This window comes from Streptomyces sp. HUAS MG91 (assembly GCF_040529335.1).
Taxonomy (GTDB): domain Bacteria; phylum Actinomycetota; class Actinomycetes; order Streptomycetales; family Streptomycetaceae; genus Streptomyces; species Streptomyces tabacisoli.
The window spans coordinates 262,124-284,909 of the sequence record NZ_CP159534.1 but is presented as its reverse complement, the minus strand read 5'-3'; the positions used below and the strand labels follow the sequence as shown (position 1 = coordinate 284,909).

Sequence of the window (22,786 nt, the reverse complement as noted above, 5' to 3'; positions counted from 1 at the left end):
CTCTGGCGGCGGGGAAGTTGAACCGGGAACAATGGGGGTGCCGGCTCCGCCGTCCCATCCCCGTGACGGCGGAGTCCGGTCCGCCGGGCGTGGTCGTACGTCCTGCGGGTCAGCCGCGGCGGTCCGGCTCCCCGGCGCCGGTGCTCCGGACGAAGTCGCGGACGGTGTCCGCGAACAGTTCGGGCTCCTCCAGGTGGCCGAAGTGCCCGCTGTTCTCCAGCGTCAGCAGCCGGGAGCCGGGGATCAGTTCATGCAGTTCGCGGCCCCAGCGAGGGCCGCAGATGACGTCGTGCAGGCCCACCACGACCAGGGTGGGCAGAGTGAGTCCCTTGAGCGCGACGCGGTCGTCGATGACATCGGGGGTGAGGTCCTCGTCCAGACCGGAGATGTACGTGGCCCGGATCGCGTCCCGGAACGGTGCCAGACGTTCCTCGTCGGCCCAGTAGTCGGCGAAGTACGACGGCAGCACACCGCGGGCGACGGCCACGGTCTCCTCGTCGTCGGAGATGCGGGACATCGCGCCGAACGCAGCGAGCACGCCGGGCAGTCCGGGGTGTCCGGCGTGCCGCGCGGCCCACGCCTCCACCATGCGGCCCGCCTCGGCGGCGTGTTCGGGTCCGGTGACGGGCGCGCCCTCGTAGAGCACCACACCCGCGAGCCGCTCGGGCCGGTGCAGCGCGTGATGTGCGGCCACGAACGCCCCGTGCGAATGTCCCAGGAGGTACACCTCGGGCACGCCCAGGCGGCTGATGAGCACGTCGAGGAAGCCGCTGTACCGCTCCCGGGTGTAGCCGTGCGGGTGTGAGGGCAGCCGGCTGTCCTCGGCGGTCCCGACGGGCTCGACGTAGACCATCGTCAGATGGGTCTCAAGGGCGGGCATGCGCAGGTAGTCCCAGGCGATGCCGGGCCCACCGGAGTGGACGACGCACACCGGTCCGGCGCCGTGCACGTGGTAGCGCTGGACGATACCGGCCAGCTGATAGGTGTGACTGCCGGGGGAGAGCGGGCCGGTGCCCTGGGCGGGCGATGCGGTCATCGAAGGCTCCTGATGGTGCGAGGTGTGACGGGACGACCAGGTGGTGAGGTGTGAGTAATGGGCCGACGAGTGCTGCTTGTCGGCGACACATGTGTCATGCTGCCTGAAGCGGTCCCGAGAACGACTTGCGCAGCGAGGCGGGTGCCGCGAGAGGCAGCAGTGAGGCGAGCACCTTGCCCTTGAACGAGCCGGGTGTGCGGGTCAGTTCGACATCGACCCGGGTGCCGGCGCCTTCCGGGGTCAGCCGGAAGACCCAGCCGCCACCGGCTCCGAACAGCTTCGAGTCGAGGGTGGTGATGGTGACGGTGTCGCCCCCGGGCTGCCACTCGTAGCGCGCCCGCTCCCACGCGGCGGCGGTGCCCTCGGTCACCTCGGCCCAGGTGTCCCCGAGGCCGTGCACCTCGAAGTGGTCGGCGTCGATCGTGGGCCAGGAGGCGGCGCGGGAGGGACCGAAGTCCGTCAGGACCGCCAGGACGTCCGACGGGACGAGCGAGGACACGAGATGAAAGCGGACGACTGCCATGGGATTTCCCCTCACCAATGAATAACTGGTCTGACTGGTGACGAACGCTCGCACGATCTGGTGTGACCTGTCAAGGAGAATGCGGAGGTAGGTGTGAGTGAGGCGATGGAGGACTTTCGTATGTCGTAACCGTCTTGACTGGTGATGAATTTCTCTGCCACGATTCCATCACCGCCCCAACCGGTGCCCCTGATCGGGTCCGGATCGTGGCGCCCGAACTTCCGACCCAGATGGGGAGCACGAGTCATGGCTGTCAGCTACACCGCTGTTGTCGACGTCGACGGAGAGGGCCGCAACGGCGGCCGCGTCCGCTCCTCGGACGGGCTGCTGGAGACCGGCCTCGCCCTGCCGAAGGAGCTCGGCGGATCGGGCGCCGCGACCAACCCCGAGCAACTGCTCGCCGCCGGCTGGGCCGCCTGCTTCCTGGGCGCCCTGCGCCGCGCCGCGACGAGCCGCAATATCCGGCTGACCAGCACCGCCATCACCGCCGAGGTCACCCTCACGCACGGCGACGACGGCGAGTTCACCCTCTCCGCGGTCCTGACGCCGGTCCTCGGCGGTGTCGACCGGAGCACCGCGCAGGAACTCGCCGACGCCGCCCACCAGATCTGCCCGTACTCCAAGGCCACGCGCGGCAACGTCCCGGTCGTCATCGACGCCCGCGCCGCCGCCTGACCGCCCCCTCGGACCGCGGGTCCCGTGCCCCTTCCCCCGGCACGGGGCCCGCACCATCCGTACCGCCGACCGGAGAGAGACGGCACACGCCATGGCTTCCGTCACGTACACCCGCACCCGGATCCCCGAGCGCCGCCGCGCCGTCGCCGCCCCGGCCCGCGCCGCCATCAACCGCACCGACGCCGACACCCCGGTCACGGGCCGCGAGTGGCCCGACAGCGCACAGGTGTGGAGCTGGTCCGCGACAGCGGTCATGTGGGGGTACGGTCCGTCGGCCTCGGACCTCCTCTGAGGCCCGGCCTCACTGTTGAAGCCTCGCCTCGCCGTGGAAGCGGCGTCACCACGCCCCCCGGACAAGGAGTTACGCCGATGACCACCGCACAGGACCTCACCCTGGTCGCCCTGGACGTGCCGCACGAGCAGCGGGCGGAGCCGGGCGGCCTGTCCCTCGCGCTCGCGGGCGCCGAGGCGATCGACCTCCTCACGAGCGGCGCACTGTCCCTGGACGGCGACCGCATGGTGCCCGGCACGCAACGCCCCATGGGTGAAACCCTGTTGGACCGCGCGGCCGCGGCCCTGGACCGCAGGGAACCGTACGAGACGGTGGAGAACTGGCTCTGGCGGCGTGGTCCCGGACTCGCCGCCGCCTATCTGGCCGAGCTGGAGAGGTCCGGAGCGATCGCCCGCCCGAGGCCGAAGCGCCACGGGTTCTGGCGGGGAACCGCGGGCGAGGAACGGGCCGCTTCCCCGGCCCGCCGTGCCGCGGAGGCGCGCGCCGCGTCCTGCGAACCGGTACTCGTCGGGCTGTTGGCGGCCGCGAGGTGTCAGGACACGTCGTCGTGGGACCGCCAGGACGACCGGGACGACGACGCGGTCGTCACCGTGCTCGCCGCCGTCGGCGAGGCGGTCACGCAGCTGGAGGCCGAACGGCTGCGCCGTGCCGTCGAGCAGGACGCGTTCGACAACATCTGGCGCGTTTAGCGGCGTGTCCGGAAACGCCCTCGGGGACCGCCGGACAACACGTCCCTCCCGCGGGAGGAGGGGCTGTGTCCGTGGCCGCCGTCCGCCGGGGGGAGCGCGCTCAGTTCGCGGACTTCACGAGGGTGTACATCACGGACCGCTGCTTCTTGTGGCGCCGGATGCGGCTCTTGGCGACCAGCGACTCAAGGGTGTTGCGCACCACCTGCGGTGTCGGATTGCGGCCCGGGTGCTTCGCCAGCAGTTCCTCACGCAGATCGGCGGCCGGCTGCGGTGCGTCGTGACCGGCGAGCAGGTCGACCAGCAGATCCCCGAGCAGCGGCTGGCGCGAGGTCCCCTTGGTGTCACCCTTCGCCTTCGTGTTCGCCGGGGCCTTCTTGACCGCGGGAGCCTTCCGGGTCGGAGTCTTCGTGGCCGCAGGGGTCTTGGTGGCCGCGGCGGTCTTCTTGGCCGACGGCGCCTGCGCCGGGCCGACCTCGTCCTGTACCTGCTCCGGCAGGCGCGAGGCGTCGGCGAAGCCCTCGTACCGCTCGGCGAGGTTCAGGATGTCCACCAGCAGTGCTTCCTGCTGCTTCAGGACCGCGAGCTGGTCCGCGAGTTCCTGCTGACGCCGGCGGTTGTCCGCCAGATCCGACGCGGCCTGTTCGGCGTACCGCGATCGGAGCGTGGCGGCTGATCGGCTGCTCACAACCGTTCACTCCCTCCATATGGATGTCGCTGCGCATGCTACCCACGTGACGGGTGCCGTGCAGATGCGTGTGGATACCCGATGGTCCGACGGCATGTTCTCCAGGCATGTTCACTCTCCACGATACGCAGGTGTGACCGACCCCGGCAGTCACCTGACGGTAGCCGGGACACACATGCCACGACGAGGCTGACGCCGTACCACCCCGTTCCGGCCCGGCACCGACCGGACCACCCACCCCTTCCTCCTCCATCGCCCCTGAGAAAGGCCGAACCGTCATGAGTACGCAGACCCCTGCGCCGCCCGCGCCCACCACGACCGCCGAACGTTCCGTTCTGCTCAAGCTGTACCTGGGCCGCGGCGTCCTGGCCGTGGTGTGGGCGTTCGTCTTCGCCGGAGCCCACGAGAACGTCGACGCCCTCGCGATCACCCTGCTCGTCGCCTATCCGCTGATCGACGCGGTGTCCTCGCTGATCGACCACCGGACCCTGCCCGACGGCTCGGAGCGCCGGGTCACGGCCTTCAACGGAGTGCTGAGCACCCTGGCCGCCGTCGCCGTGGGGATCGCGGGGGCGGGCGGTGTCGCGCCGGTGCTGCACGTGTTCGGCGCCTGGGCCGTCCTCTCCGGTGCGGCCCAGGTGACCGTGGGGATCCGGCGGCGCGGCCCCGAACTGGGCAAGCAGTGGCCCATGCTGATCGCTGGCGGTCTGTCGTTCCTCGTCGGGGTCTTCTACAACATCCAGGCCGCGGGCGACGATCCGTCCCTCGACGTGCTGTCCGTCTACGCCACGGGCGGCGGGGTCTTCTTCATCGTCCAGGCGGGGCTGCTGGGCTGGAAGACCCGCCAACTGCGCACCGGCACGCTCTGACGGCCGGCCCGTGCACGAAGCCTGAGGGGGCATGCGCGATGCGCATGCCCCCTCAGGCTTCGTGATCCCTGGACAGGCATTGGCCACCTGCGGTCGTGCCCGGCCATGCCCCGCGGCCCCGCAGATCGAGGACGAGCGCGGCGATGTTCCACGCGTCGTCCTCGCCGCGATGATGGCGCCCCTCCAGCGGCAGTCCGGCCGGCTGAAGTGCGTGGGCCATGCCCGGCTTCTTGTGCAGCCCGTAGGCGGCGGCGAAGACGGCCTTGGCGTTGGTGTGGGTGCGCTCCGCGGGACGGCCGAACGGGTAGGCCACGCCGTCGGCGCGACTCTGCCGGGCGAACTGCCGGCGGTCGTACTCGCCCCAGCTCGCCCAGGGCCGCTCTCCGGCCGCGTACTCCTCGACGAGGATCCGGCACGCCTCGGCGAAGGTGACGCCCCGGTCCACCTCGGCCCGGGTCAGTCCCGTCAGTTCGGTGCAGAAGGCGCTCACCGTCGACCGGGCCGGGCGGACCAGGACGCGATGCCGGGACACGCGGCGCCCTGCCGACATGTCGACGACGGTGAGACCGATCTCGATGATCTCGTGCACGGAGCCGGGCGGAGGCTGCTCGTCCCAGCAGGTGGCTTCCACGTCGATGACGTTCAGCAGGGCGGATTCGTGGTGCATGGTGCCGAGGGTAGGGAGTCCCACCGGACCACGGCACCTCAATTCAGGTGTGGGGATCTGTCTGTCTGACGGGCTGTCTGTGCTGTCAGTTGTCGCTGTTGAAGATGGTCAGCACCTGCAGCACCTCCAGGTAGATCCACACCAGCGTCATGGTGAGGCCGAAGGCGGCGAACCAGGCCTCGTCCCGGTGTGCGCCGAAGGCGACGGCGTCCTCGATCTGCCGGAAGTCCAGCGCGAGGAAGCACGCGCCGAGCAGGATGCCCACGACCCCGAAGGCGATGCCGAGACCGCCGCTGTGGAAGCCCAGGCCGCCGCCCGCGCCGAAGGCCGAGAACAGCGAGTCGGCGAGCAGCAGCAGGACGAATCCGGTGGCGGCGGAGACGACGATCCCGGTGAACCGGCGCGTCACCCGGATCCAGCGCATGCGGTAGGCGATGAGCATGCCCGCGGCCACGGCGAAGGTGCCGAGTACCGCCTGGACGACCACACCCGGCGCGATGTAGGTGGAGGTCGCGCTGGACAGGACACCGAGGAACACGCCCTCGAACGCCGCGTATCCGAGAATCAGAGCCGGGGACGGCGTCCGCCGCACCGCCTGGATCATCGACAGGACGAAGGCGATGAGGGCGGCACCGACGGCGATCCCGTACGAGCGTCCGATGGTGGCCTCGTCGACGGGCAGCAGCAGCCACGACAGCACCGCGCCCAGCACGACGGTGCCCAGCGTCGTCGCGGTGCGGACCACCACGTCGTCCACCGTCATCGCGGACGTGACGGTGTCCCTGTCGGCGACGGCGACGCCCGCGGTGGCGTAGGGGTTGGCGGGAAAGCCGGTCACGGGCTCGGCCGCGGCCGGGCTCTGGGCGCGGCCGGCGCCCCAGCGGGCGAAGACCGGGTTGGTGCTCTTCATGGCATTCCTCCTGGACCGCCGATTCGGCGGCGTACGGGCGAAGCGACAAGCTCTATGCGTCACCACTTTGACAGGTGACGAATACGAGGGCAAGGGGGTTACATGTGAGGGGGAAGGTTCTTTCCCGGGCAGGAATCTGTCTCTTTTCGGAGGCGTCGGCCCCTGCGATCGTAGAAACGTGTTCAGGACGGACCGAGTCCTCCAGGCATCGAAGACACCCGACATCGCAGATCAGGGAGAGTGCCCCATGGCCAGATCCAGCGTCACCTTCGACAGCGCCGGCATCGAGATCGCCGCCCACCTCTACACACCCGATCGGGCCGGTTCCGGTCCGTGGCCCGCGCTGGTGGTCGGTCACCCCGGCACCGGAGTGAAGGAGCAGACGTCCGGCACCTATGCGCGGCTGATGGCGGAGCGCGGCTTCGTGACGCTCGCCTTCGACGCCGCCCACCAGGGCGAATCGGGCGGACTCCCGCGCGGCCTGGAGGACCCCGCGCAGCGTGTGGAGGACTTCAAGGCCGCCGTCTCCTACCTCACCACCCGTGAGGAGGTCGACGCCGAGCGGATCGGGCTGCTCGGCATCTGCGCCTCCGGCGGCTATGCGCTGGCCGCCACCGGCGGCGACCATCGCGTCCGCGCCGTGGCCACGGTCTCCACCGCCGACCCGTCCCGCCAGTTCCGCCTCGGCGCCGACGGCGGCCAGGACCCGGCCGTCTTCCAGTCCTTGCTGGACGCGGCCGGACAGGCCCGGACCGCCGCCGCCCGCGGCACCGACCCGGGCGTGATGACGATGTTCCCCGAGACGGCGGAGCAGGCCCGCGCGCTCGGCGGCGACCACGGCGTCGAGGGCTTCGAGTACTACTGCACCGCGCGCGGAGCGCACGAGCGGTCCGCCAGGTTCCTGGCCTGGGAGAGCATCGACAAACTGGCCTTCTACGACGCCTTCTTCGCCGTTCCGCTGATCGGGCCGCGCCCCGTGCTCCAGATCATCGGGGAGCGCGCCGTCACCGCCTGGATGGCGGTCGAGGCGCACCAGCGTGCCACCGGAAGCGCGGAGCTGCACCGGATCGAGGGCGCCAGCCACGTCGACCTGTACGACAAGAAGGAGTACATCGACCAGGCCGTCGACAAGCTCACGGACTACTTCGCCACGCGGCTGGATGCCGCCGGCTGATCCGCCGCGGGCCCTTCGTGTCCCGTCAGGTCCTGTTCTCGGCCTGGAACATCCAGCTCTGCTTCTCCAGCGCGGCGGTCAGCCCGATCAGCAGATCCTGAGTCACGGCGTCGGCCGGGCCGGTCAGTTCGACATGGGTGCGGGCCCGCGCGATGACGGCGGCGAACGTCCGGACCAGCGCGTCGATGGCAACGGTGTCCTTCGTCCAGCCGGCCGGGAAGGCGGGCGCGCCGCTGGTGGCGGCGATCGTGGCGGCCCGTCCGTCCGGGCTGACCCCCAGCGCGGCGGCCCGCTCCGCCACCGCGTCCGCGAAGTCGCGGGCCGTGGTGACCACTTCGTCGAGCTGCAGATGGATGGAGCGGAAGCGCGGTCCGTACAGGTTCCAGTGCGCCTGCTTGGCCACCAGGGACAGATCGAGAAGGTCGACCAGCGTCGCCTGAAGGGCCTCGCCCGCGATCGCGCGTTCCTTGTCCGGCAGGGGGCTGTCGATGACCGTCATGGTGTGCGGTCCTTTCCGAAGGTGTGGCTCGGGTGTGGTGGTCGGCCCCAGTGTCGTGTCTCCGTTCCGCCCCCGGGATCCGTCGATCGACTGACTTCCCCGGGCCGGACGGGAGGTTGCTGGACGAAGGCCGCCGGACAAGTGGTCGCTGGACAAGAGGCCACTGGACCTTTACCGTGGAACGTATAAAGGTCCACCGGCCTTTTATTTGGTACGGGATGGAAACGAGGCAGTTTCATGAGCAAGACCTGGTTGATCACAGGCAGTTCCCGCGGGCTGGGCCGCGCCCTCGCCGAGGCGGCGCTGGCCGCCGGACACCGGGTGGCCGCCACCGCCCGGCGCACCGAGCCCCTCGCCGACCTCGCGGACAAGTACGGCGACCGGGTCCGGCTCGTCACCCTGGACGTCACCGACCCGGCCGCCGCACGTAACGCCGTCGAGCGAACCGTCGAGGCGTTCGGGCGGCTTGACGTGGTCGTGAACAACGCCGGCTACGCCGACATGGCCGCCATCGAGGACACCTCCGAGCAGGCCTTCCGCGACCAGATCGACGCGAACCTCTTCGGCGTCGTCAACGTCACCAGGGCGGCCCTGCCCGTCCTGCGCGAGCAGGGGGCCGGCCACATCATCCAGATCTCCTCCGTCGGCGGACGGGTGGGCGTGCCCGGCCTCGGCGCGTACCAGACGGCCAAGTGGGCCGTGGGAGGCTTCTCCGAGGTCCTCGCCAAGGAGGTCGCCCCGCTCGGCATCAAGGTGACCGTCGCCGAGCCGGGTGGCATGCGAACCGACTGGGCCGGCTCCTCCATGACCACCCCGCCGATCAGCGAGCCCTACCGGAGCGTCGTCGGCGCCTCCGTCGAGGGCATCCGCAGCCAGGACGGCAAGCAGCCGGGCGACCCGGACCGCATCGCCCGGGTTCTGCTCGACATCGCGGAGGCCGACGAGCCGCCGCTGCGACTGCTGCTCGGCAAGGACGCCGCGGCCGTCGCCGCCCGCGCGGCAGCCGAGCGGGCCGCCTCGGACGCCGAGTGGCTCCCGGTGAGCGAGTCCGTCTGATCCGCGTCACCCGGTGCGGCGTAGGGTTGCCGCAGGCGGCGCCGGGTGCGGGTCGCGACGAGGGACCCGAGGAAGCGACGATGACAGACGACCGGCCGACGGACTTCCGGCGCGCGCGCAGCGCCGAGCAGCGCGAGGTCCGCAAGCAGACCATCCTCGAAGCCGCGGCCGAACTGCTGGCGGAGCTGCCCGTACGCGACATCAGCCTGCGGGAGCTGAGCCGGCGGGTCGGACTGTCGAAGACGAACGTGGTGCGCTACTTCGAGACCAGGGAAGCCGTCTTCTTCGAACTGCTCAACCGTGAACTCGCGCGATGGATCGAGGAGTTGCCCGCGGAGCTGGCCCGGGAAGGAGCGGACCCGGCCGCGTCGCCCCGGGCCGTGACGGACGTCCTCGCCCGCTCACTGGCCGGCCGGGCCCTGCTGTGCGAACTGTTCGCGGCACTCGGCACCGAACTGGAACGGAACATCTCCGCCGAGTCGGTGCGCGACTTCAAGCGCGTCCACACCCGGCTCCTGGAAGACCTGGCGGAACTGCTGCGCGGCCACCTGCCCGCGCTGTCCCCGGCCGCCGCCCGGGAACTGGTCTCCCTGACCGTCCTGTACACCGCGGGCCTGTGGCCCTTCGCCCACCCCTCACCGGCGGTGATCGAGGCGCAGCAGGACCCCGAACTCGCGGACACCAAGGTCGACTTCGCCGAACGGCTCGGCCGCGCGCTGCACCTCTCCGCGACGGGACTGCTCACCCTGGAGTGACGTCCGGCGACTCCAGAGCGTCCCGCAGCGCCGTCCGCGACGCGATCCCGAGCTTCGGATAGATCTGGTACAGGTGGGCGCCGACGGTGCGGTGCGAGAGGAACAGCCGCCCGGCGATCTGCTTGTTCGTCAGGCCGGTGGCTGCGAGCTCCGCGATCTGCCGCTCCTGCGCGGTCAGCGCCGCACCGCGCCCGTCGTCCGTACGCGCGACGAACCCGCGCGCCGCCCGCAGTTCCTTGCGGGCCCGCTCGGCCCAGGCGACGGACCCCAACCGCTCGAAGGCGCCGAGCGCGGCGGCCAGCGGGGCCTTGGAATCGGACAGCGCGCGGGCGCGGCGCAGCCGTTCGCCCTGCGCCAGCCGCACCCGTGCCACGGCGAACGGCCACCGCTCCGCCTCGGGTGTCGCCAGGGCCCGCGCGAACAGCCGTGCCGACTCGGCGTCGTCCTCCGCGACCAGCGCCCGAGCGCCGTCCGCGAGCAGCGCCAGACGCGGCGACAGAGCGGCGACGTTCGTCCCGCGCAGCGCGTCCGTGTGCGCGACCGCCGCCGCGCGCCGGTCCGTGCGCACCGCCGCCTCCACCAGATCGAAGAAGACCCACGACGCGTGCGCGACGTACGGGGGGAAACTCCCGGCCGGACTGATCGCGGTCACCCGTCCGAACGCCGCGTCGAAGTCACCGTCCGCCATGTCCGCGAGCGCGTGCACGTGCAACGCGCAGTGCACCGCCTCCCTGATGCCCCGGGGCGCCGCCCAGTTCGTCATCGCCTCGGCGAGCGCGTGCGCGGTCGCCGTCTCCCCGCGCGACGCGGTGACCAGACCCTTCGTGTACTGGAAGAACCAGGTGCAGACGGTGTACCCGGATGTCGAGCAGGCTTCGAGCCCCTCCTCGGACAGTTCCAGGACCCCGGCCCAGTCACCCCGGTGGTAGTCGTCCAGGCACAGGTGCAGCAGGGCGCCGATGTGCCGCCGCACCGCACCGCCCTCGCGCCCCTGCCGGACCAGCCGCCAGGCCGCCTCGCGCACCGCGGGCAGCCGGTCCGGATACAGGGCGGCCGTCCCCACCCGCACGACTCGGGCCGGATCGGTCTCCTCGCGCATGCCCGCGATGATGTCGTCGAGCGCGCGCAGCGTCCCCGCGTCGGCGTGCGCCGGATCGCCCCAGGTGCGGGCGGCGACCAGCAGCAGCGGCGGGGGAGCGGGACGCAGCCGCGCGACGGCCGCGTAGTACGGCGCCCACCATTCCTCGTCGGCGCCGTAGTTGCACAGCAGCAGGAGGATGTGGAGCGCGTCGACGAGCGCCGGGTCCTCGGCGTCGTAGCCGTGGTCGCCCTGCTCGATGGCGCCGACCAGGAGGCGGTGCGCGGTCGCCAGATCGCCGTCGCCGTTGAGGACGAGCTGGACCGCGGCCGTCGCGGACCGCAGCGACCCGCTGTGCCCCGGGTCCGCGCGCCGAGCGTCCTCCAGGAGCGCCGAGGCGCTGTGCAGCGCGCCGATCGCCTCGGCGCCCACATACGCGGCCTCGGACAGCCGGCGGGCCCGGTCGGCGTCGAGCGGGCTGAGATCCGCGGCCCGCGTGAGCGCCGCGATCGCCGCCACCGCGTCGCCCCGGTCCAGGACGCGCCGCGCGGAACGCTCCAGGAGCCGCGCCACCTCCTCGTCCGGCTGGAGGGTCGCCTCTCCCAGGTGCCAGGCGCGCTGCTCCGGCCGGCCGGCCAGCACCCGGGCCAGGGCGCGATGCGCCGCGCGCCGCCCGCTGCTGGTGGCGACCTCGACGACGGCCGACATGATCAGCGGATGCCGGAACACCAGCCGGCGCGGCGACGAGGAGACCCGGACCAGCCCGTCCCGCTCGGCCGGGTCCAGGTCCCGCAGGTCCCCGTGACCCCGGCTCTCCCGCGCGGCGGCGGAGAGCACGCCGAGGTCACCGCTGCCGTCCAGGGTGGCGAGCAGCATCAGCGTGCGGGTCGCTTCGGGCAGCGCCCGGACCCGGGAGACGAACAGCGACCGCAGACGCTCGCCCAGGGGCAGGACGGCCGGCAGCACCTCCCGGGCCCGGCGCTGCTCCGCGCGCAGCGCGCCGGGCAGTTCGAGCAGGGCCAGGGGATTGCCCTGCGCGGCCTCCAGGAGCCGCAGGCGCACCGGATGGGCCAGGTCGGGGAAGCGCAGATCGACGAGGCACGCGGCGGACTCCGCGTCCAGGGCGGCCAGTTCGTGCGCGGGCAGCCCACTGCCGTCGAAGAAGCTCGGGACGCCCGTGCGGGACGCGGCGAGGAACCGGATGCGGTCGCCGGCCAGCCGCCGCGCGACGAAGCCGAGGACGGCGGCGCTCGCCCGGTCCACCCACGGCAGGTCGTCCACGACCAGCAGCACGGGCCCGTCCTCGGCCGCCGCCCGCAACAGCGCCAGCACACCCGCGCAGACGACCAGACGCTCCGGGGCGGGACCCACACCCAGACCGAGGGCCACACGTACGGCGTCCCGGCCGGGCGCGCCGAGCCCGTCGAGGAGTTCCTGGAGCGGCAGCAGGATCTGGTGGAGCGCCGCGTAGCTGATGTCGGCCTCGAACTCGGCTCCCGCCGCCCGCAGCACCCGGGTGCCGTCCTGCGCGGCGGCCGCGGCGACGGCGTCCAGCAGAGCCGACTTGCCGACTCCCGGCTCCCCGGACAGCAGCAGCGCCCCGCCCGGCCGCGCACCGAACAGCCCGGAGACGAGCCCGAGATCCCGCTCGCGGCCCACCAACAGAACCCCGGAGCCGGCGGACGGCGACACATGTCCCGACCCTGATGTGACGCTGCGTGCCATCGGTGTCCCTGTCCCCGTTCTCGTACCGGGACAGTGTAGAAGCGCGTGATCGCCGCACGGCAGGCGGCTCGGGGAGGGTTCCCGCTGGCGGCCGAGGAGGGCCCGGCACACCCGGGACGCAGTCAACCGACGGATGTGTGTGTCCTGCACGCGCCCCGAGACTGAGGCGGTGTCCGCACCCCGTGCCCGGCCCGCGCCGGGCGACGCGAGAAAACGCCGGTGCCGGTCACCGCCCACGCCCTCACCCACGTAAGGACGCGACACCTCATGACCACCACCCCGGGCGCCGACGTACGGCCCCAGGCCCACCCCGGCGGCGGGCCGCAGCCCGCCGCGATGACCCATGCGCAGATCATGCGCGCCCTGTCGGGACTGCTGCTCGGACTGTTCGCCGCCATCCTGTCGTCGACCGTCGTCACCAACGCCCTGCCCAGGATCATCGGCGACCTCGGCGGCGGCCAGAGCGCCTACACCTGGGTCGTCACCGCGTCCCTGCTCGCGGTGACGGCGTCCACCCCGCTGTGGGGCAAACTCGCCGACCAGTTCAGCAAGAAGGTGCTCGTCCAGTCGGCACTGATCGTCTACTCCGTCGGCTCCCTCGTCGCCGGCCTCGCGCCGAACACCGCCACACTGATCGCCGCCCGGGTGATCCAGGGCCTCGGCGGCGGCGGACTGTCCGCGCTGGCGCAGGTCGTGCTCGCCGCGATGATCTCCCCACGGGAGCGCGGGCGTTACTCCGGATACCTCGGGGCGACCTTCGCGGTGGCCACCGTCGGAGGCCCGCTGCTCGGCGGTGTGATCACCGACACCAGCTGGCTCGGCTGGCGCTGGTGCCTGTTCATCGGCATCCCCTTCGCGCTCGTCGCCCTGGTGGTGCTGCAGCGAACGCTGAACCTCCCGGTGACCGGACGCGCGGCCGAGGTCGACTGGGCGGGCGCCTTCTTCGTCAGCACGGCCGTCTGCCTGCTGCTGGTCTGGGTCACCTTCGCCGGTGACAAGTACGCGTGGCTGTCCTGGCAGACCTGTGCGTCGGTCGCGGGCGCCCTCCTGCTGGCCCTCGCCTTCCTCTACGTCGAGACCAGGGCGGCCGAACCGATCATCCCGCTGCGGCTGTTCCGCAACCGGACCATCGCGCTCGCCTCCCTCTCCTCGCTGTTCGTCGGCGTCGCCCTGTTCGCGGGCACCGTCTTCTTCAGCCAGTTCTTCCAGCTGGCGCGCGGTGACTCGCCGACCCGGTCGGGCCTCATGACGATCCCGTTCATCGCGGGACTGTTCGTCTCCTCGACCGTCTCCGGCCGCGTCATCACCCGCACCGGCCGGTGGAAGGGCTGGCTGCTCTCGGGCGGGATCCTGCTGACGGCGGGCCTCGCACTGCTCGGCATGCTCCGCCACGACACCCCGTACGTGTTCATCGCCCTGTGCATGACCCTGATGGGGCTCGGCGTCGGCATGACCCTGCAGAACCTCGTGCTGTGCACCCAGAACCAGGTGGCGGCCGACGATCTCGGCGCCGCGTCCTCGACGGTGACGTTCTTCCGCTCCCTGGGCGGCGCGGTCGGCGTCTCGGTGCTCGGCGCGATCCTCACCACCCGGATCGGCCACTACGCCCGCGACACCCTCACCGACCTCGCGCCCGCGGACCGGCTCACCGCCGCCCGGGCCTCCGGCGACGGCTCGCTCCCTGACCTCGCCCTGCTGCCCGCCCCCGTCCGCACCTGGCTGGAGAACGCCTACGGACACGGCATCGGCGACATCTTCCTCTACGTCGCCCCGATCGCCCTCATCGCCTTCCTGGTGACCCTGTTCATCAAGGAGGTCCCGCTGAGCGACCGGAGCGGCCTGGCCCGGGCGACGCGTTAGCCATACACAAAACCGTAGGGATTCCCCTATGGCCGCACCGTCGGACCGCCCGGCAAGCTGAGATCATGTGCATCAACATCGTCGTCGTCGACGACGACCCCGGATTCCGCCGCGTCGCCACGATGCTGCTGACGGCACGGGGCCTGCGCGTCGTGGCGGAGTCGCCGGACGGCGCGTCGGCCCTGGCCGCGGTGCGGGCGCACCGGCCCGACGGGGTGCTGCTCGATCTCCACCTGCCCGACGTCGACGGCCTGAGCGTGGCCCGGCAGTTGACCCGTGAGGAGCGTCCGCCGAGGGTCGTGCTGACCTCCACCGACAAGTCGCTCTGGTCGCGGCAGGAACTGCGCGGAGCAGGCATCGAATCGTTCGTCCCCAAGGACAGGCTGGTCGACGCCGACCTGCGGGGGCTGTTCGCCCCCGCCGCGCACTGAAGAAGCGGCGCCGGGACCGCTACTGGCCGAGGTAGCGCAACACCGCGAGCACCCGGCGGTGCTGCCCGGACGCCGCCTGGCTGAGCCCCAACTTCATGAAGATTCCCGTCACATGCCGCTCCACGGCGGCGACACTCACGAACAGCAGCGCCGCGATGCCCGTGTTGGAATGCCCCTCGGCCATGTACGCCAGGACCTCCCGCTCCTTCGGCGTCAGGGCCGCCAGCGGATCCTCGGGACGCTTGCGGCCCAGCAGCGCGGCGATGACGTCCGGGTCGAGCGCCGAGTCGCGGGCCACGACACGCTCGACGGCGTCGATCAGCAACTGGGGATGCGCCACCTTCTCCTTGAGCAGGTATCCCACGCCGCTCGGATCGTCCCCGACGAGATCGAGCGCGTAGGAGGCGTCGAGGAACTGCGACAGGACGATCACGGCGGTCCCGGGACGCGCCGCGCGGATCTCGCGCACGGCGTCCAGCCCGTCCGCCTCCAGCTCCGGCGGCATCCGGATGTCGGTGATCACGACGTCGGGGCGGTGTTCGTCGGCGGCACGGACGAGGTCCGTCGCGTTGTCGACCGCGGCGACCACGTCGATGCCCGCGGTCCGCAGAATCGTCGCGATGCCCTCGCGCACGATCGGCTGGTCCTCCCCGAGCACCGCCCGCAATGGTGGGTTCATGGCGGGATCCTAGCGCGAGGTGTCTCGCGCACATGTGGCGGGACCGTGCCGCACCACGCTGTGGGGTGTGCCCCACACATGTGCCGAGGGCGCCCCGACACCGCCCGAGGGGCCGCACGACAGACCCGGCCGCTACCGCCGCGCAGACTGGCGGGAGTTTCCGCCTCATCGGAACGGCCACACAACACAAGGAGACGACCATGGACACACACCTCACCCACCTCCCCGTGGAGATCACCCACTGGGTGACCTCCGCGCTGGCCCTGCGCCGGGCAGGCGAGTTCTCGTACGACACGCGGGACCCGCTGGCCGTCACCCTGGTCGTCGAGGGCGACGGCCAGCGGCTCGTGCGCTGGGTCTTCGCCCGCGAACTGCTCACCGAGGGCCTGGTTGCCCGGGCCGGTGAGGGCGATGTCGTGCTCTGGCCGGTGGACGGCCCCGACGGCGAGCGGTCCGCCTTCTGCCTGCGGCTGGGCAGTACCCGTACCGCCCTCTTCGAGATCCCCGCCGAAGCGGTGGCCGGGTGGCTCGCAGGCACCTACGCCCTGGTGCCCCGCGGTACCGAACTCGACGGGGTGGACTGGGACCTGCTCGTCCAGCCGGCGGAATAGCCGGCGGAACAGCCGACGGAATGTCCCCCACATGTTCCTTGAGCGCCTTCGCTCCCACACCCTTCGAAAGGCAGACGATGCACAGCTTCCCGCGCCCCCTCCTCGTCGACTGGCAGTGGCAGGACCAGGCCGCCTGCCGCGGCATGAGCAGTGCGGTCTTCTTCTCCCCGTCGGGCGAGCGCGGCCGTGCCCGCCGCGACCGGGAGGAGCGGGCCCGCCGCATCTGCGCCGGCTGCGCGGTCGCCGACCGGTGCGCCGCGACGGCCCTCGCGCACGAGGAGTCCTACGGAGTCTGGGGCGGCCTGTCGGGCAAGGACCGCCGCCGGCTCGGCGCGGACCCGGCAGGCAGGACGACGGAGCACGACGCGTCCCCGCGCTGACGACGCGCCCGCACCGATCAGGCGGGGATCGGTATCCGGATGAGGAGGGTGGTGCCGCCCCCGGCGGGGGAGTCGATGGTCACCCGGCCGTCGAAGGCCGCCACCCGCTCCGCCAGACCGGTCATCCCGCTCCCGGCGGACGCCTTGCCCACCCCGCCGATCCCGTCGTCCGAGACCTTGATCCGCAGCATTTCGCCGAAGTCGACGCAGACGTCGATCCGGGAGGCCTTCGCGTGCTTGACCGCATTGGTCACGGCCTCGGCCACGACGAAGTAGGCGTTCGACTCGACGGTGGGGGAGATCCGCCGCTCGTTCGCGCTCTCGACGACCGTGGGCACCGGGCACCGCGCCGCGAGGTCCTTCACCGCGGCCACCAGCCCCTTCACCGTGAGGACGAGCGGATAGATGCCGGAGGCCAGCTCACGGAGTTCGTTGACCGCCGTCTGCGCGTTGTCGATCGACTGGTCCAGCAGATCGAGCGCCGGCGCCTGTGTGCCGGGGATCAGCTCCCGCGCGAGCCGCAGCTCGATCATGAGGCTGACCAGCCGCTGCTGCGCTCCGTCGTGCAGATCGCGGGCCGTGCGCCGGTGCACGGCCTCGGTGCTCTCCATGATGCGCCGGCGACTGTCCTGGAGGGAGGCCGCCATGGTGTTGAAAGACGTGCCGAGCGCTCCGATCTCCGCCACCGAACTGGGCGGCACCCGCACACTCAGATCGCCGCCCGCGAGTTCCTGCGCCGCGGCCGCCGCGCCCCGCACCGGCCGTACCACCGCCCGGTGTTGCAGGACGGTGAAGACGGCTACGAGCGCCAGGGACGCCGCGAGACCGAGCGCCGCGGTGAGCACCGCCTGCCGGCTGTTGGTGCCGGCCGCGTCCGTACGGCGCGCGAGCTGGGCCCGTTCGTCCGCCATGTAGGCGTCGAACCGGGCGCGCAGGGCGTCGACGCGCCGCTTGCCCTCGGCGGTCCGCTCCAGCCCGGCCGCCGCCGGGTCACCACGGCGCACCATCGCGACCAGCGGCTCCGAGTACGCGTGGAGGAACGACGCGACGTCCCGCGCGATCCGTTCGGCCGCGCGGCGCTGGGCCGGGGACGTGGCGCTCCCGGTGAACCGGCGCGATGCCGACGGCAGTCGTTCGCGCGCCGCCGGCCACGGGTCGAGGAAATCCTCCCGTCCGGTGATCACGAAGCCGCGCTGTCCCGTCTCCAGATCGAGCAGCAACTGCTCCATGGTTCCGGCCTCCACCAGCGCCGTCCGGGACGCGCGCCGGTCCGACACCGAGCTGTTCGCGTCGGCGATCGCCCACAGCAGCACGGCGAACGCGACGCCGATCAGGGAGGCCAGCAGTCCGCTCGCCGCGACCGTGAGACTCGTGAGGCCCAGCGACCGCTTGCCGCGCCACGGTGCCATGTCCATCGGGGCTCGCTCCCGGGTGTGAGGGGGTGTCCGCGCGGGGGTGCGCTCTCGGTGATCAGTCGGAGTGGGCCCGCGGGCCGTGCAGCAGACCGGCGGCCGTGGCGTCCCAGTCGACGCCGGCGAGTTCCTGCCCGGCGGGGACGAGTTCGTACGTGTGTGCCAGCCAGGTGGCGAGCGGGGGCACGGGCAGCTCGAACAGGGCGGCCATGTCCCCGGAGGCCAGTTGCATCCGGGCCGTCGTCCCGCCCTGCGGAGCCGCGGGCCAGACCCGTACGTCCCCCAGGCCGCTCATCGAGTACAGGCCTTCCTGGAGCAGGTCCCGCCCGATCCGCCACAGCACCCGCGGACCGGCCTCCGCGGCGAACTCCACCGAGACGACGAGCGGCGCCGCCGGGTCGAACAGGAACCCGGCCGTGATGGCCTGCCGGGCCCGGACGCCCAGGACGCGTTCGATGTCCAGGGTCAGCCGGGGGCGACGGTCCGGGAGTCCTCCGCCGGTCGGGACGCCTGGTTCATAGTCGCTCATGACGTGGGGTCCTTCCCTGGGGCCGAGGCGGGCACGCCCCACTCTCGTCGCCCGCGGACGGCTCTCCATAAGTAAGTTGACCGTGAAACGCGCCGTACCGCCCCGCCCCGTGCCGTGGCCCGCACTCGACGGTCGGCACCCCCGGATGCGGCTCCCGGCCCTCGGAGCACCGATACTGCACGAGGTGCGGTGTGCGAGTGAGTGGCCGCCGCCCGGCGACAGAACCACGTGGAAGGGCATGAACCGGTGACAACCGTCACGTACCAGGGTGAACTCGGATCCAATTCGGCGACCGTCGCGAGCGCCCTCTTTCCCGGGGACCCCCAACTGCCGTGCACGAGCTTCGAGCAGGCCCTGGACGCGGTGACGCTGGGGACGGCCGATGTCGCCGTGATCCCGGTCGACAACTCCGCGGCGGGACGCGTCGCGGACGTGCACCACCTGCTGCCCGAGTCGGGGCTGTTCATCGTCGCCGAGTACTTCCTCGCGATCCGCTTCGACCTCATGGGCGTGCCCGGCACGACGCCGGACCAGGTGGAGTGCGTCCGCAGCCACGTGCACGCGCTCGGCCAGTGCCGCAAGCTGCTGCGCGAGGGCGGCTGGCGCACCCTCGTCTGCGACGACACCGCGGGAGCCGCGCGCGAGGTCGCCGAGCTGGGCGATCCGCGGCACGCGGCGCTCGCCCCGCCCGCCGCGGCCGCGCTGCACGGTCTGGAGGTGCTGCGCGCGGGCGTCGAGGACGACCCGGACAACACCACGCGGTTCGTCGTCCTGTCGCGCGAGGCCGCCCCGGCTCCGGCCCTCGGGGAGCCGACGATGACGAGCCTGTTCTTCTGCGTGCGCAACATCCCGAGCGCGCTGTACAAGGCGCTCGGCGGATTCGCCAGCAGCGGTGTGAACCTCACCAAGATCGAGAGCTACCAGATGGGAGCGGGCCGCAGCGCGAGCCGCTTCTACGTCGAGATCGAGGGTCACCCCGACGACGAGCGCGTCGCCCTGGCCCTGCACGAACTGCGCTTCTTCTCCAGCGAGGTCCGGGTCCTCGGCGTCTTCCCCGCCGACCCGCACCGCGAGCGGAGCGCCTGAGCAGTACGCGCGGACCCGCCGAACGGGCACACATGTGCCCCTCGGTCGGAAACACACCTACCGGCACGGCGCACGTTCCGGCCACGCTCTAAGGTGTGCGTATGACTCTCCATCGCAAAGGCCTGGTCCTCGACTTCGGTGGTGTGCTGACGACCCCTCTGCTGCCCGCCGCGCTCGCCTTCGAGCGGCGCGCGGGACTGGCGGAGGGGACGCTGCTCACCGGCCTCTACCTGAACCCCGAGGGGATCCGCCGCACCGAGGAACTGGAGCGGGGCGCCATCGGCCAGCCGGAGTGGAACGAGGCGGCCGGCCGGCTCCTCGGCGTCGACCCGGACAACCTGATGGGGCGCATCTTCGCCGACCTGAGCCCCGAGCCCACGGTGGTCGCGGCGGCCGCCGCCGCGCGCCGGGCAGGGGTGAAGGTCGGCATCCTCTCGAACTCCGTGGGCCTCACGCCGTGGAACCTCTACGACGGATACGCCATCGACGAGCGTTACGACGCCGTGGTGCTGTCCGAACTCCACGGCACACGCAAGCCCGAGCCGAAGATGTTCCAGCTCGTCCTGGACCGGCTCGGCCTGCCGGCCGAGGAGTGCGTGTTCGCCGACGACACCGCGCAGTACCTGCCCCCGGCGGCGGAGCTGGGCTTCGCCACCGTGCACGCCGAGGACCCCGCGCGGACGGTCGCCGCGCTGGAGGACGCGCTCGGCATCTCCCTGACCGACGACATCCCCAGGGCCGACGACATCTCCGTGACCGGCGACATCCCCCGGGCCGACCGCCCCTGAGGCGCCGTCGCCACGGCACCGGCCCTCCACGCGGTCAGGACGCGGTGCCGAGCCCGCGCAGCAAGGTGTCGACGACGACGTCCGCCGCCTGCCCGGAGCTCAGCCCGGGCAGCTGCCGGGCGACCAGGTGCATCAACTGGGGGAGCAGCGCACTCGCCCAGCCCTGCGGCAGCCCCGGCCGCAACAGACCCTCGTCGGTGGCGCGTTCGAGAAAGACATCGACCTCGTGGACCGATGCGTCACGGCGCTCGCGCAGGCTGTCGTCGGCGAGCATCCGGGTGAGGTCCACGGGCCAGTCGCGGTTCACGCCGATGATGTTCTCGACGTAGCGGTGCAGGGCGACGGCGACGGGTGCCTCGCGCAGCCGGGCGTCCTCGACGGCGTGCTCGATCGCCGTGAGACGAGCCTCGTGGACGGCGCCGAGAAGCTCCTCGCGGGAGGCGAAGCGCCGGTAGACGGTGCGCCGGTCGACACCTGCCTCGGTGGCGATGCTCGCGATGCTGGCGGCGGGGTCGGCCGCGAGCATGCGGGCCGCGGTGGTCAGGACGGATTCCAGATTGCGTGCTGCGTCGGCTCTCACGGGCCGAGTGTAACGGTCCCGTGTGGAGCCTCGCGCGGCTAGAGCCGCAGCAGAGTGGAACTCCCCACCACAACTGACACATTCAAGTAACAGTTAAGGCGACAGAGTCCGTCAGCACACATGTGTCGCGCCGCCTGCCTTGACCCCCGTCCTCCCGAGACATTTGTGCCACGTCGCACGGCACACCGTCATGTGACTGATGCGCGGATCCGAGTGCCGCGACAGGCTGAAGCCGCCCACACTCCGGTGCCCCCGTCGGCATCCCGGAACGCGCACGGCCGCCCGCCGGCCCGACACGGAGAAGAGGATCCGACGTGACACCGGTCGAGCAGCAGCGCACGATCAGGAGCAGCAATCCGGTGCTCCGCCTGCCGCAGTTCACCCCGCGCGGCGGCCAGAAGACGGCGGCCCGCGACGCGCGCGCCGTGGCCCGGGACCGGATCGGAGCGGGCCAGGACGTCGAGCAGCCGGCCACCGGCGAGCCCGACGCGCCCCCGCTCCTCGTGGGCGACCTGATGACCATCGGCGACGTCCTGCCCCGCGCGGCGGCGGCCCTCGCCACGACGGTCCTCACGGCCGTCCTGGCGTGGACGCTGCTGCCGCTCGGCGCGCTCCCGGCCGCCGTCCCGTACGGGATCGCCGCCGGGGCCGGGCTGCTCGCCGGGGCGCTGGTCGTGACCCAGTGCCGCAGAAACCTGTCGTCCGGGACCCTGACGCTGACGTTCGCCGCGTGCCAGGGCGTGTTCCTCGGCGCGCTGTCCTGGGCGGTGTCCCACTCGCTGTCACCGGGCGTTCTCGTACAACTGGTGCTCGGCACGATGGCGACGTCCGCCGGGGCGCTGCTCGCGCGTGCCCTGCACTGGATACGGGCGAACCGGCGGTTCTACGGGTTCCTGGGCGCAGCCCTGCTGGGGCTCGCCCTCCTGGCGCTGGCGGACCGGCTGCTCCTCCCGCTCACCGGGGCGGACACCCTGGGGCTCCACCCCTTCGGGCTCGGCCTCTTCACCGGGCTCCTCGGTGTCGCGCTCGCCGCGTCGTTCCTCCCCCTGCACTTCGGGCAGGTCGAGGACGGCGTCACCTTCGGCGCCTCCCGCGACCGGGCCTGGTCGGCCGCGTTCGGCCTCACGCTGACCCTGACCTGGCTCTACGTGGAGACGGCACGGCTCTTCACCCTCTACCCCCACGACGAGGTCTATTGAGCGACCCCTGAGAGACCGCACAACCGATTCGCCGAGCAACCGAGCAACCGACAGAAGGCCCACCTCCCCATGCGCCACGCCCCACCACCCCCGACCCCACGCGACACACGCCCGGCTCCCGAGGGGAACGTGTGATGCGCCGCCCTGCGACGAGACGTCGCCGGGCCTGGAACGCGGGCGCGGATCGACCCCGACTGACGCTGGTCCCCGGCTCCGACGCCCACAGGACCGTAGAACTGGCCGCTCTCACGGCCGAGTCGATGCCCGCCGACGTCCGGGGCGCGCTCGTGCGCCCGGCGCGGGGCGCGCTCGTCGCCACCTGGCTGCCGCTCGGCCGGACGGCAGCCGTGCCGGAGGGTCAAGTGCTGCTCTCCTGGACCTCGGTGGGCCCGGACCGCACGGACGTCACGGCTCATCTGGGCCGCGCCCACGGCGAGGCGCTGCTGGCCGTCTGGCCGGGACTGCGCGGCGAGTGGTCCGGCGTGGTCCGCCCCACGGTCGTCCAGGTGCTCGGGCTGTACGCGACCCTTCCCCACGTAAACACCTCAGTGTTGAGCGGTAGCCGTCAGTAAGTGCTACATTGAAGTGACATTTAAAG

General features: G+C 72.1%; 26 protein-coding genes. 15 read left to right on the top strand and 11 right to left on the bottom strand.

The annotated features are described in order from the left end of the window. Positions 1 to 109 precede the first annotated feature (109 nt). On the bottom strand, positions 110 to 1,036 hold the full coding sequence (locus tag ABII15_RS01450; protein WP_353940384.1) for an alpha/beta hydrolase: 927 nt from the start codon (positions 1,034 to 1,036) through the stop codon (positions 110 to 112). A gap of 94 nt (positions 1,037 to 1,130) precedes the next feature. Continuing rightward, positions 1,131 to 1,559: a hypothetical protein gene (locus ABII15_RS01445; protein ID WP_353940383.1), complete on the bottom strand. Its 429-nt coding sequence runs from the start codon at positions 1,557 to 1,559 to the stop codon at positions 1,131 to 1,133. A 246-nt stretch (positions 1,560 to 1,805) separates the two neighbouring features. Here ABII15_RS01445 and ABII15_RS01440 point away from each other — a divergent pair, with 246 nt between their 5' ends. The 3 genes from ABII15_RS01440 to ABII15_RS01430 all read left to right on the top strand — a co-directional run bounded on the left by ABII15_RS01440 (position 1,806) and on the right by ABII15_RS01430 (position 3,215). Further along, entirely contained in the window at positions 1,806 to 2,234 is a 429-nt protein-coding gene (locus ABII15_RS01440; RefSeq protein ID WP_353940382.1) for an Ohr family peroxiredoxin, read from the top strand. A gap of 91 nt (positions 2,235 to 2,325) precedes the next feature. Then, positions 2,326 to 2,526 (top strand): hypothetical protein, encoded by a 201-nt coding sequence (locus ABII15_RS01435; protein WP_353940381.1) that lies wholly within the window; start codon positions 2,326 to 2,328, stop codon positions 2,524 to 2,526. A 77-nt stretch (positions 2,527 to 2,603) separates the two neighbouring features. Beyond that, a complete protein-coding gene (locus ABII15_RS01430) occupies positions 2,604 to 3,215 on the top strand; it encodes a GPP34 family phosphoprotein (protein ID WP_353940380.1) in 612 nt (203 codons plus the stop codon). A 100-nt stretch (positions 3,216 to 3,315) separates the two neighbouring features. Here the strand turns inward: ABII15_RS01430 and ABII15_RS01425 are convergent, their stop codons facing one another. Then, the gene (locus ABII15_RS01425) at positions 3,316 to 3,900 is read right to left on the bottom strand and encodes a hypothetical protein (protein WP_353940379.1); all 585 of its coding nucleotides are present in this window, start codon (positions 3,898 to 3,900) and stop codon (positions 3,316 to 3,318) included. Between the two features lie 278 nt (positions 3,901 to 4,178). Here ABII15_RS01425 and ABII15_RS01420 point away from each other — a divergent pair, with 278 nt between their 5' ends. Beyond that, the gene (locus ABII15_RS01420) at positions 4,179 to 4,769 is read left to right on the top strand and encodes a DUF308 domain-containing protein (RefSeq protein WP_353940378.1); all 591 of its coding nucleotides are present in this window, start codon (positions 4,179 to 4,181) and stop codon (positions 4,767 to 4,769) included. A gap of 52 nt (positions 4,770 to 4,821) precedes the next feature. On the opposite strand, the gene ABII15_RS01415 is transcribed toward ABII15_RS01420, so the two are convergent. Continuing rightward, positions 4,822 to 5,436, bottom strand: a complete 615-nt coding sequence (locus tag ABII15_RS01415) for a 3'-5' exonuclease (RefSeq protein ID WP_353940377.1) — start codon at positions 5,434 to 5,436, stop codon at positions 4,822 to 4,824. A gap of 85 nt (positions 5,437 to 5,521) precedes the next feature. Further along, the gene (locus ABII15_RS01410; RefSeq protein WP_353940376.1) at positions 5,522 to 6,346 is read right to left on the bottom strand and encodes a Bax inhibitor-1/YccA family protein; all 825 of its coding nucleotides are present in this window, start codon (positions 6,344 to 6,346) and stop codon (positions 5,522 to 5,524) included. Between the two features lie 247 nt (positions 6,347 to 6,593). On the opposite strand from ABII15_RS01410, the gene ABII15_RS01405 reads away from it, so the two are divergent. Continuing rightward, positions 6,594 to 7,520 carry an alpha/beta hydrolase gene (locus ABII15_RS01405; protein ID WP_353940375.1) on the top strand — a complete coding sequence of 309 codons (927 nt, stop codon included), beginning with the start codon at positions 6,594 to 6,596 and terminating at the stop codon, positions 7,518 to 7,520. A gap of 25 nt (positions 7,521 to 7,545) precedes the next feature. On the opposite strand, the gene ABII15_RS01400 is transcribed toward ABII15_RS01405, so the two are convergent. Beyond that, complete coding sequence (locus tag ABII15_RS01400) at positions 7,546 to 8,019, bottom strand: DNA starvation/stationary phase protection protein (RefSeq protein WP_353940374.1); 474 nt, start codon at positions 8,017 to 8,019, stop codon at positions 7,546 to 7,548. A 237-nt stretch (positions 8,020 to 8,256) separates the two neighbouring features. On the opposite strand from ABII15_RS01400, the gene ABII15_RS01395 reads away from it, so the two are divergent. After that, positions 8,257 to 9,075 carry an oxidoreductase gene (locus tag ABII15_RS01395; RefSeq protein WP_353940373.1) on the top strand — a complete coding sequence of 273 codons (819 nt, stop codon included), beginning with the start codon at positions 8,257 to 8,259 and terminating at the stop codon, positions 9,073 to 9,075. 80 nt (positions 9,076 to 9,155) lie between these two features. Next, positions 9,156 to 9,830: a TetR family transcriptional regulator gene (locus tag ABII15_RS01390; RefSeq protein WP_353940372.1), complete on the top strand. Its 675-nt coding sequence runs from the start codon at positions 9,156 to 9,158 to the stop codon at positions 9,828 to 9,830. On the opposite strand, the gene ABII15_RS01385 is transcribed toward ABII15_RS01390, so the two are convergent. Next, complete coding sequence (locus ABII15_RS01385) at positions 9,817 to 12,600, bottom strand: AAA family ATPase (RefSeq protein ID WP_353940371.1); 2,784 nt, start codon at positions 12,598 to 12,600, stop codon at positions 9,817 to 9,819. The genes ABII15_RS01390 and ABII15_RS01385 overlap by 14 nt on opposite strands. Before the next feature lie 369 nt (positions 12,601 to 12,969). Between ABII15_RS01385 and ABII15_RS01380 the strand changes: the two genes are divergently transcribed. After that, positions 12,970 to 14,493 (top strand): MDR family MFS transporter, encoded by a 1,524-nt coding sequence (locus ABII15_RS01380; protein ID WP_353946933.1) that lies wholly within the window; start codon positions 12,970 to 12,972, stop codon positions 14,491 to 14,493. 65 nt (positions 14,494 to 14,558) lie between these two features. Beyond that, positions 14,559 to 14,924: a response regulator transcription factor gene (locus ABII15_RS01375; protein ID WP_353940370.1), complete on the top strand. Its 366-nt coding sequence runs from the start codon at positions 14,559 to 14,561 to the stop codon at positions 14,922 to 14,924. Positions 14,925 to 14,943: 19 nt separating this feature from the next. On the opposite strand, the gene ABII15_RS01370 is transcribed toward ABII15_RS01375, so the two are convergent. Next, positions 14,944 to 15,603 carry a response regulator transcription factor gene (locus ABII15_RS01370; protein WP_353940369.1) on the bottom strand — a complete coding sequence of 220 codons (660 nt, stop codon included), beginning with the start codon at positions 15,601 to 15,603 and terminating at the stop codon, positions 14,944 to 14,946. 200 nt (positions 15,604 to 15,803) lie between these two features. Here ABII15_RS01370 and ABII15_RS01365 point away from each other — a divergent pair, with 200 nt between their 5' ends. After that, the gene (locus tag ABII15_RS01365) at positions 15,804 to 16,214 is read left to right on the top strand and encodes an SsgA family sporulation/cell division regulator (RefSeq protein WP_353940368.1); all 411 of its coding nucleotides are present in this window, start codon (positions 15,804 to 15,806) and stop codon (positions 16,212 to 16,214) included. Positions 16,215 to 16,291: 77 nt separating this feature from the next. After that, a complete protein-coding gene (locus tag ABII15_RS01360; RefSeq protein WP_353940367.1) occupies positions 16,292 to 16,594 on the top strand; it encodes a WhiB family transcriptional regulator in 303 nt (100 codons plus the stop codon). Positions 16,595 to 16,611: 17 nt separating this feature from the next. Here ABII15_RS01360 and ABII15_RS01355 read toward each other — a convergent pair whose 3' ends face one another. Then, the gene (locus tag ABII15_RS01355; RefSeq protein ID WP_353940366.1) at positions 16,612 to 18,009 is read right to left on the bottom strand and encodes a CHASE3 domain-containing protein; all 1,398 of its coding nucleotides are present in this window, start codon (positions 18,007 to 18,009) and stop codon (positions 16,612 to 16,614) included. A 55-nt stretch (positions 18,010 to 18,064) separates the two neighbouring features. Beyond that, positions 18,065 to 18,535, bottom strand: a complete 471-nt coding sequence (locus ABII15_RS01350) for an SsgA family sporulation/cell division regulator (protein WP_353940365.1) — start codon at positions 18,533 to 18,535, stop codon at positions 18,065 to 18,067. A gap of 246 nt (positions 18,536 to 18,781) precedes the next feature. Here ABII15_RS01350 and ABII15_RS01345 point away from each other — a divergent pair, with 246 nt between their 5' ends. Together ABII15_RS01345 and ABII15_RS01340 are read left to right on the top strand one after the other, a co-directional pair. Then, entirely contained in the window at positions 18,782 to 19,621 is an 840-nt protein-coding gene (locus ABII15_RS01345) for a prephenate dehydratase (RefSeq protein WP_353940364.1), read from the top strand. Positions 19,622 to 19,722: 101 nt separating this feature from the next. Continuing rightward, a complete protein-coding gene (locus tag ABII15_RS01340; protein ID WP_353940363.1) occupies positions 19,723 to 20,409 on the top strand; it encodes an HAD-IA family hydrolase in 687 nt (228 codons plus the stop codon). A 34-nt stretch (positions 20,410 to 20,443) separates the two neighbouring features. Here the strand turns inward: ABII15_RS01340 and ABII15_RS01335 are convergent, their stop codons facing one another. After that, complete coding sequence (locus ABII15_RS01335; RefSeq protein WP_353946932.1) at positions 20,444 to 20,935, bottom strand: TetR/AcrR family transcriptional regulator; 492 nt, start codon at positions 20,933 to 20,935, stop codon at positions 20,444 to 20,446. Positions 20,936 to 21,303: 368 nt separating this feature from the next. Here ABII15_RS01335 and ABII15_RS01330 point away from each other — a divergent pair, with 368 nt between their 5' ends. Both ABII15_RS01330 and ABII15_RS01325 read left to right on the top strand, forming a co-directional pair. Continuing rightward, positions 21,304 to 22,188 carry a Bax inhibitor-1/YccA family protein gene (locus ABII15_RS01330; RefSeq protein WP_353940362.1) on the top strand — a complete coding sequence of 295 codons (885 nt, stop codon included), beginning with the start codon at positions 21,304 to 21,306 and terminating at the stop codon, positions 22,186 to 22,188. A gap of 134 nt (positions 22,189 to 22,322) precedes the next feature. Next, complete coding sequence (locus ABII15_RS01325) at positions 22,323 to 22,760, top strand: hypothetical protein (protein WP_353940361.1); 438 nt, start codon at positions 22,323 to 22,325, stop codon at positions 22,758 to 22,760. Positions 22,761 to 22,786 lie beyond the last annotated feature (26 nt).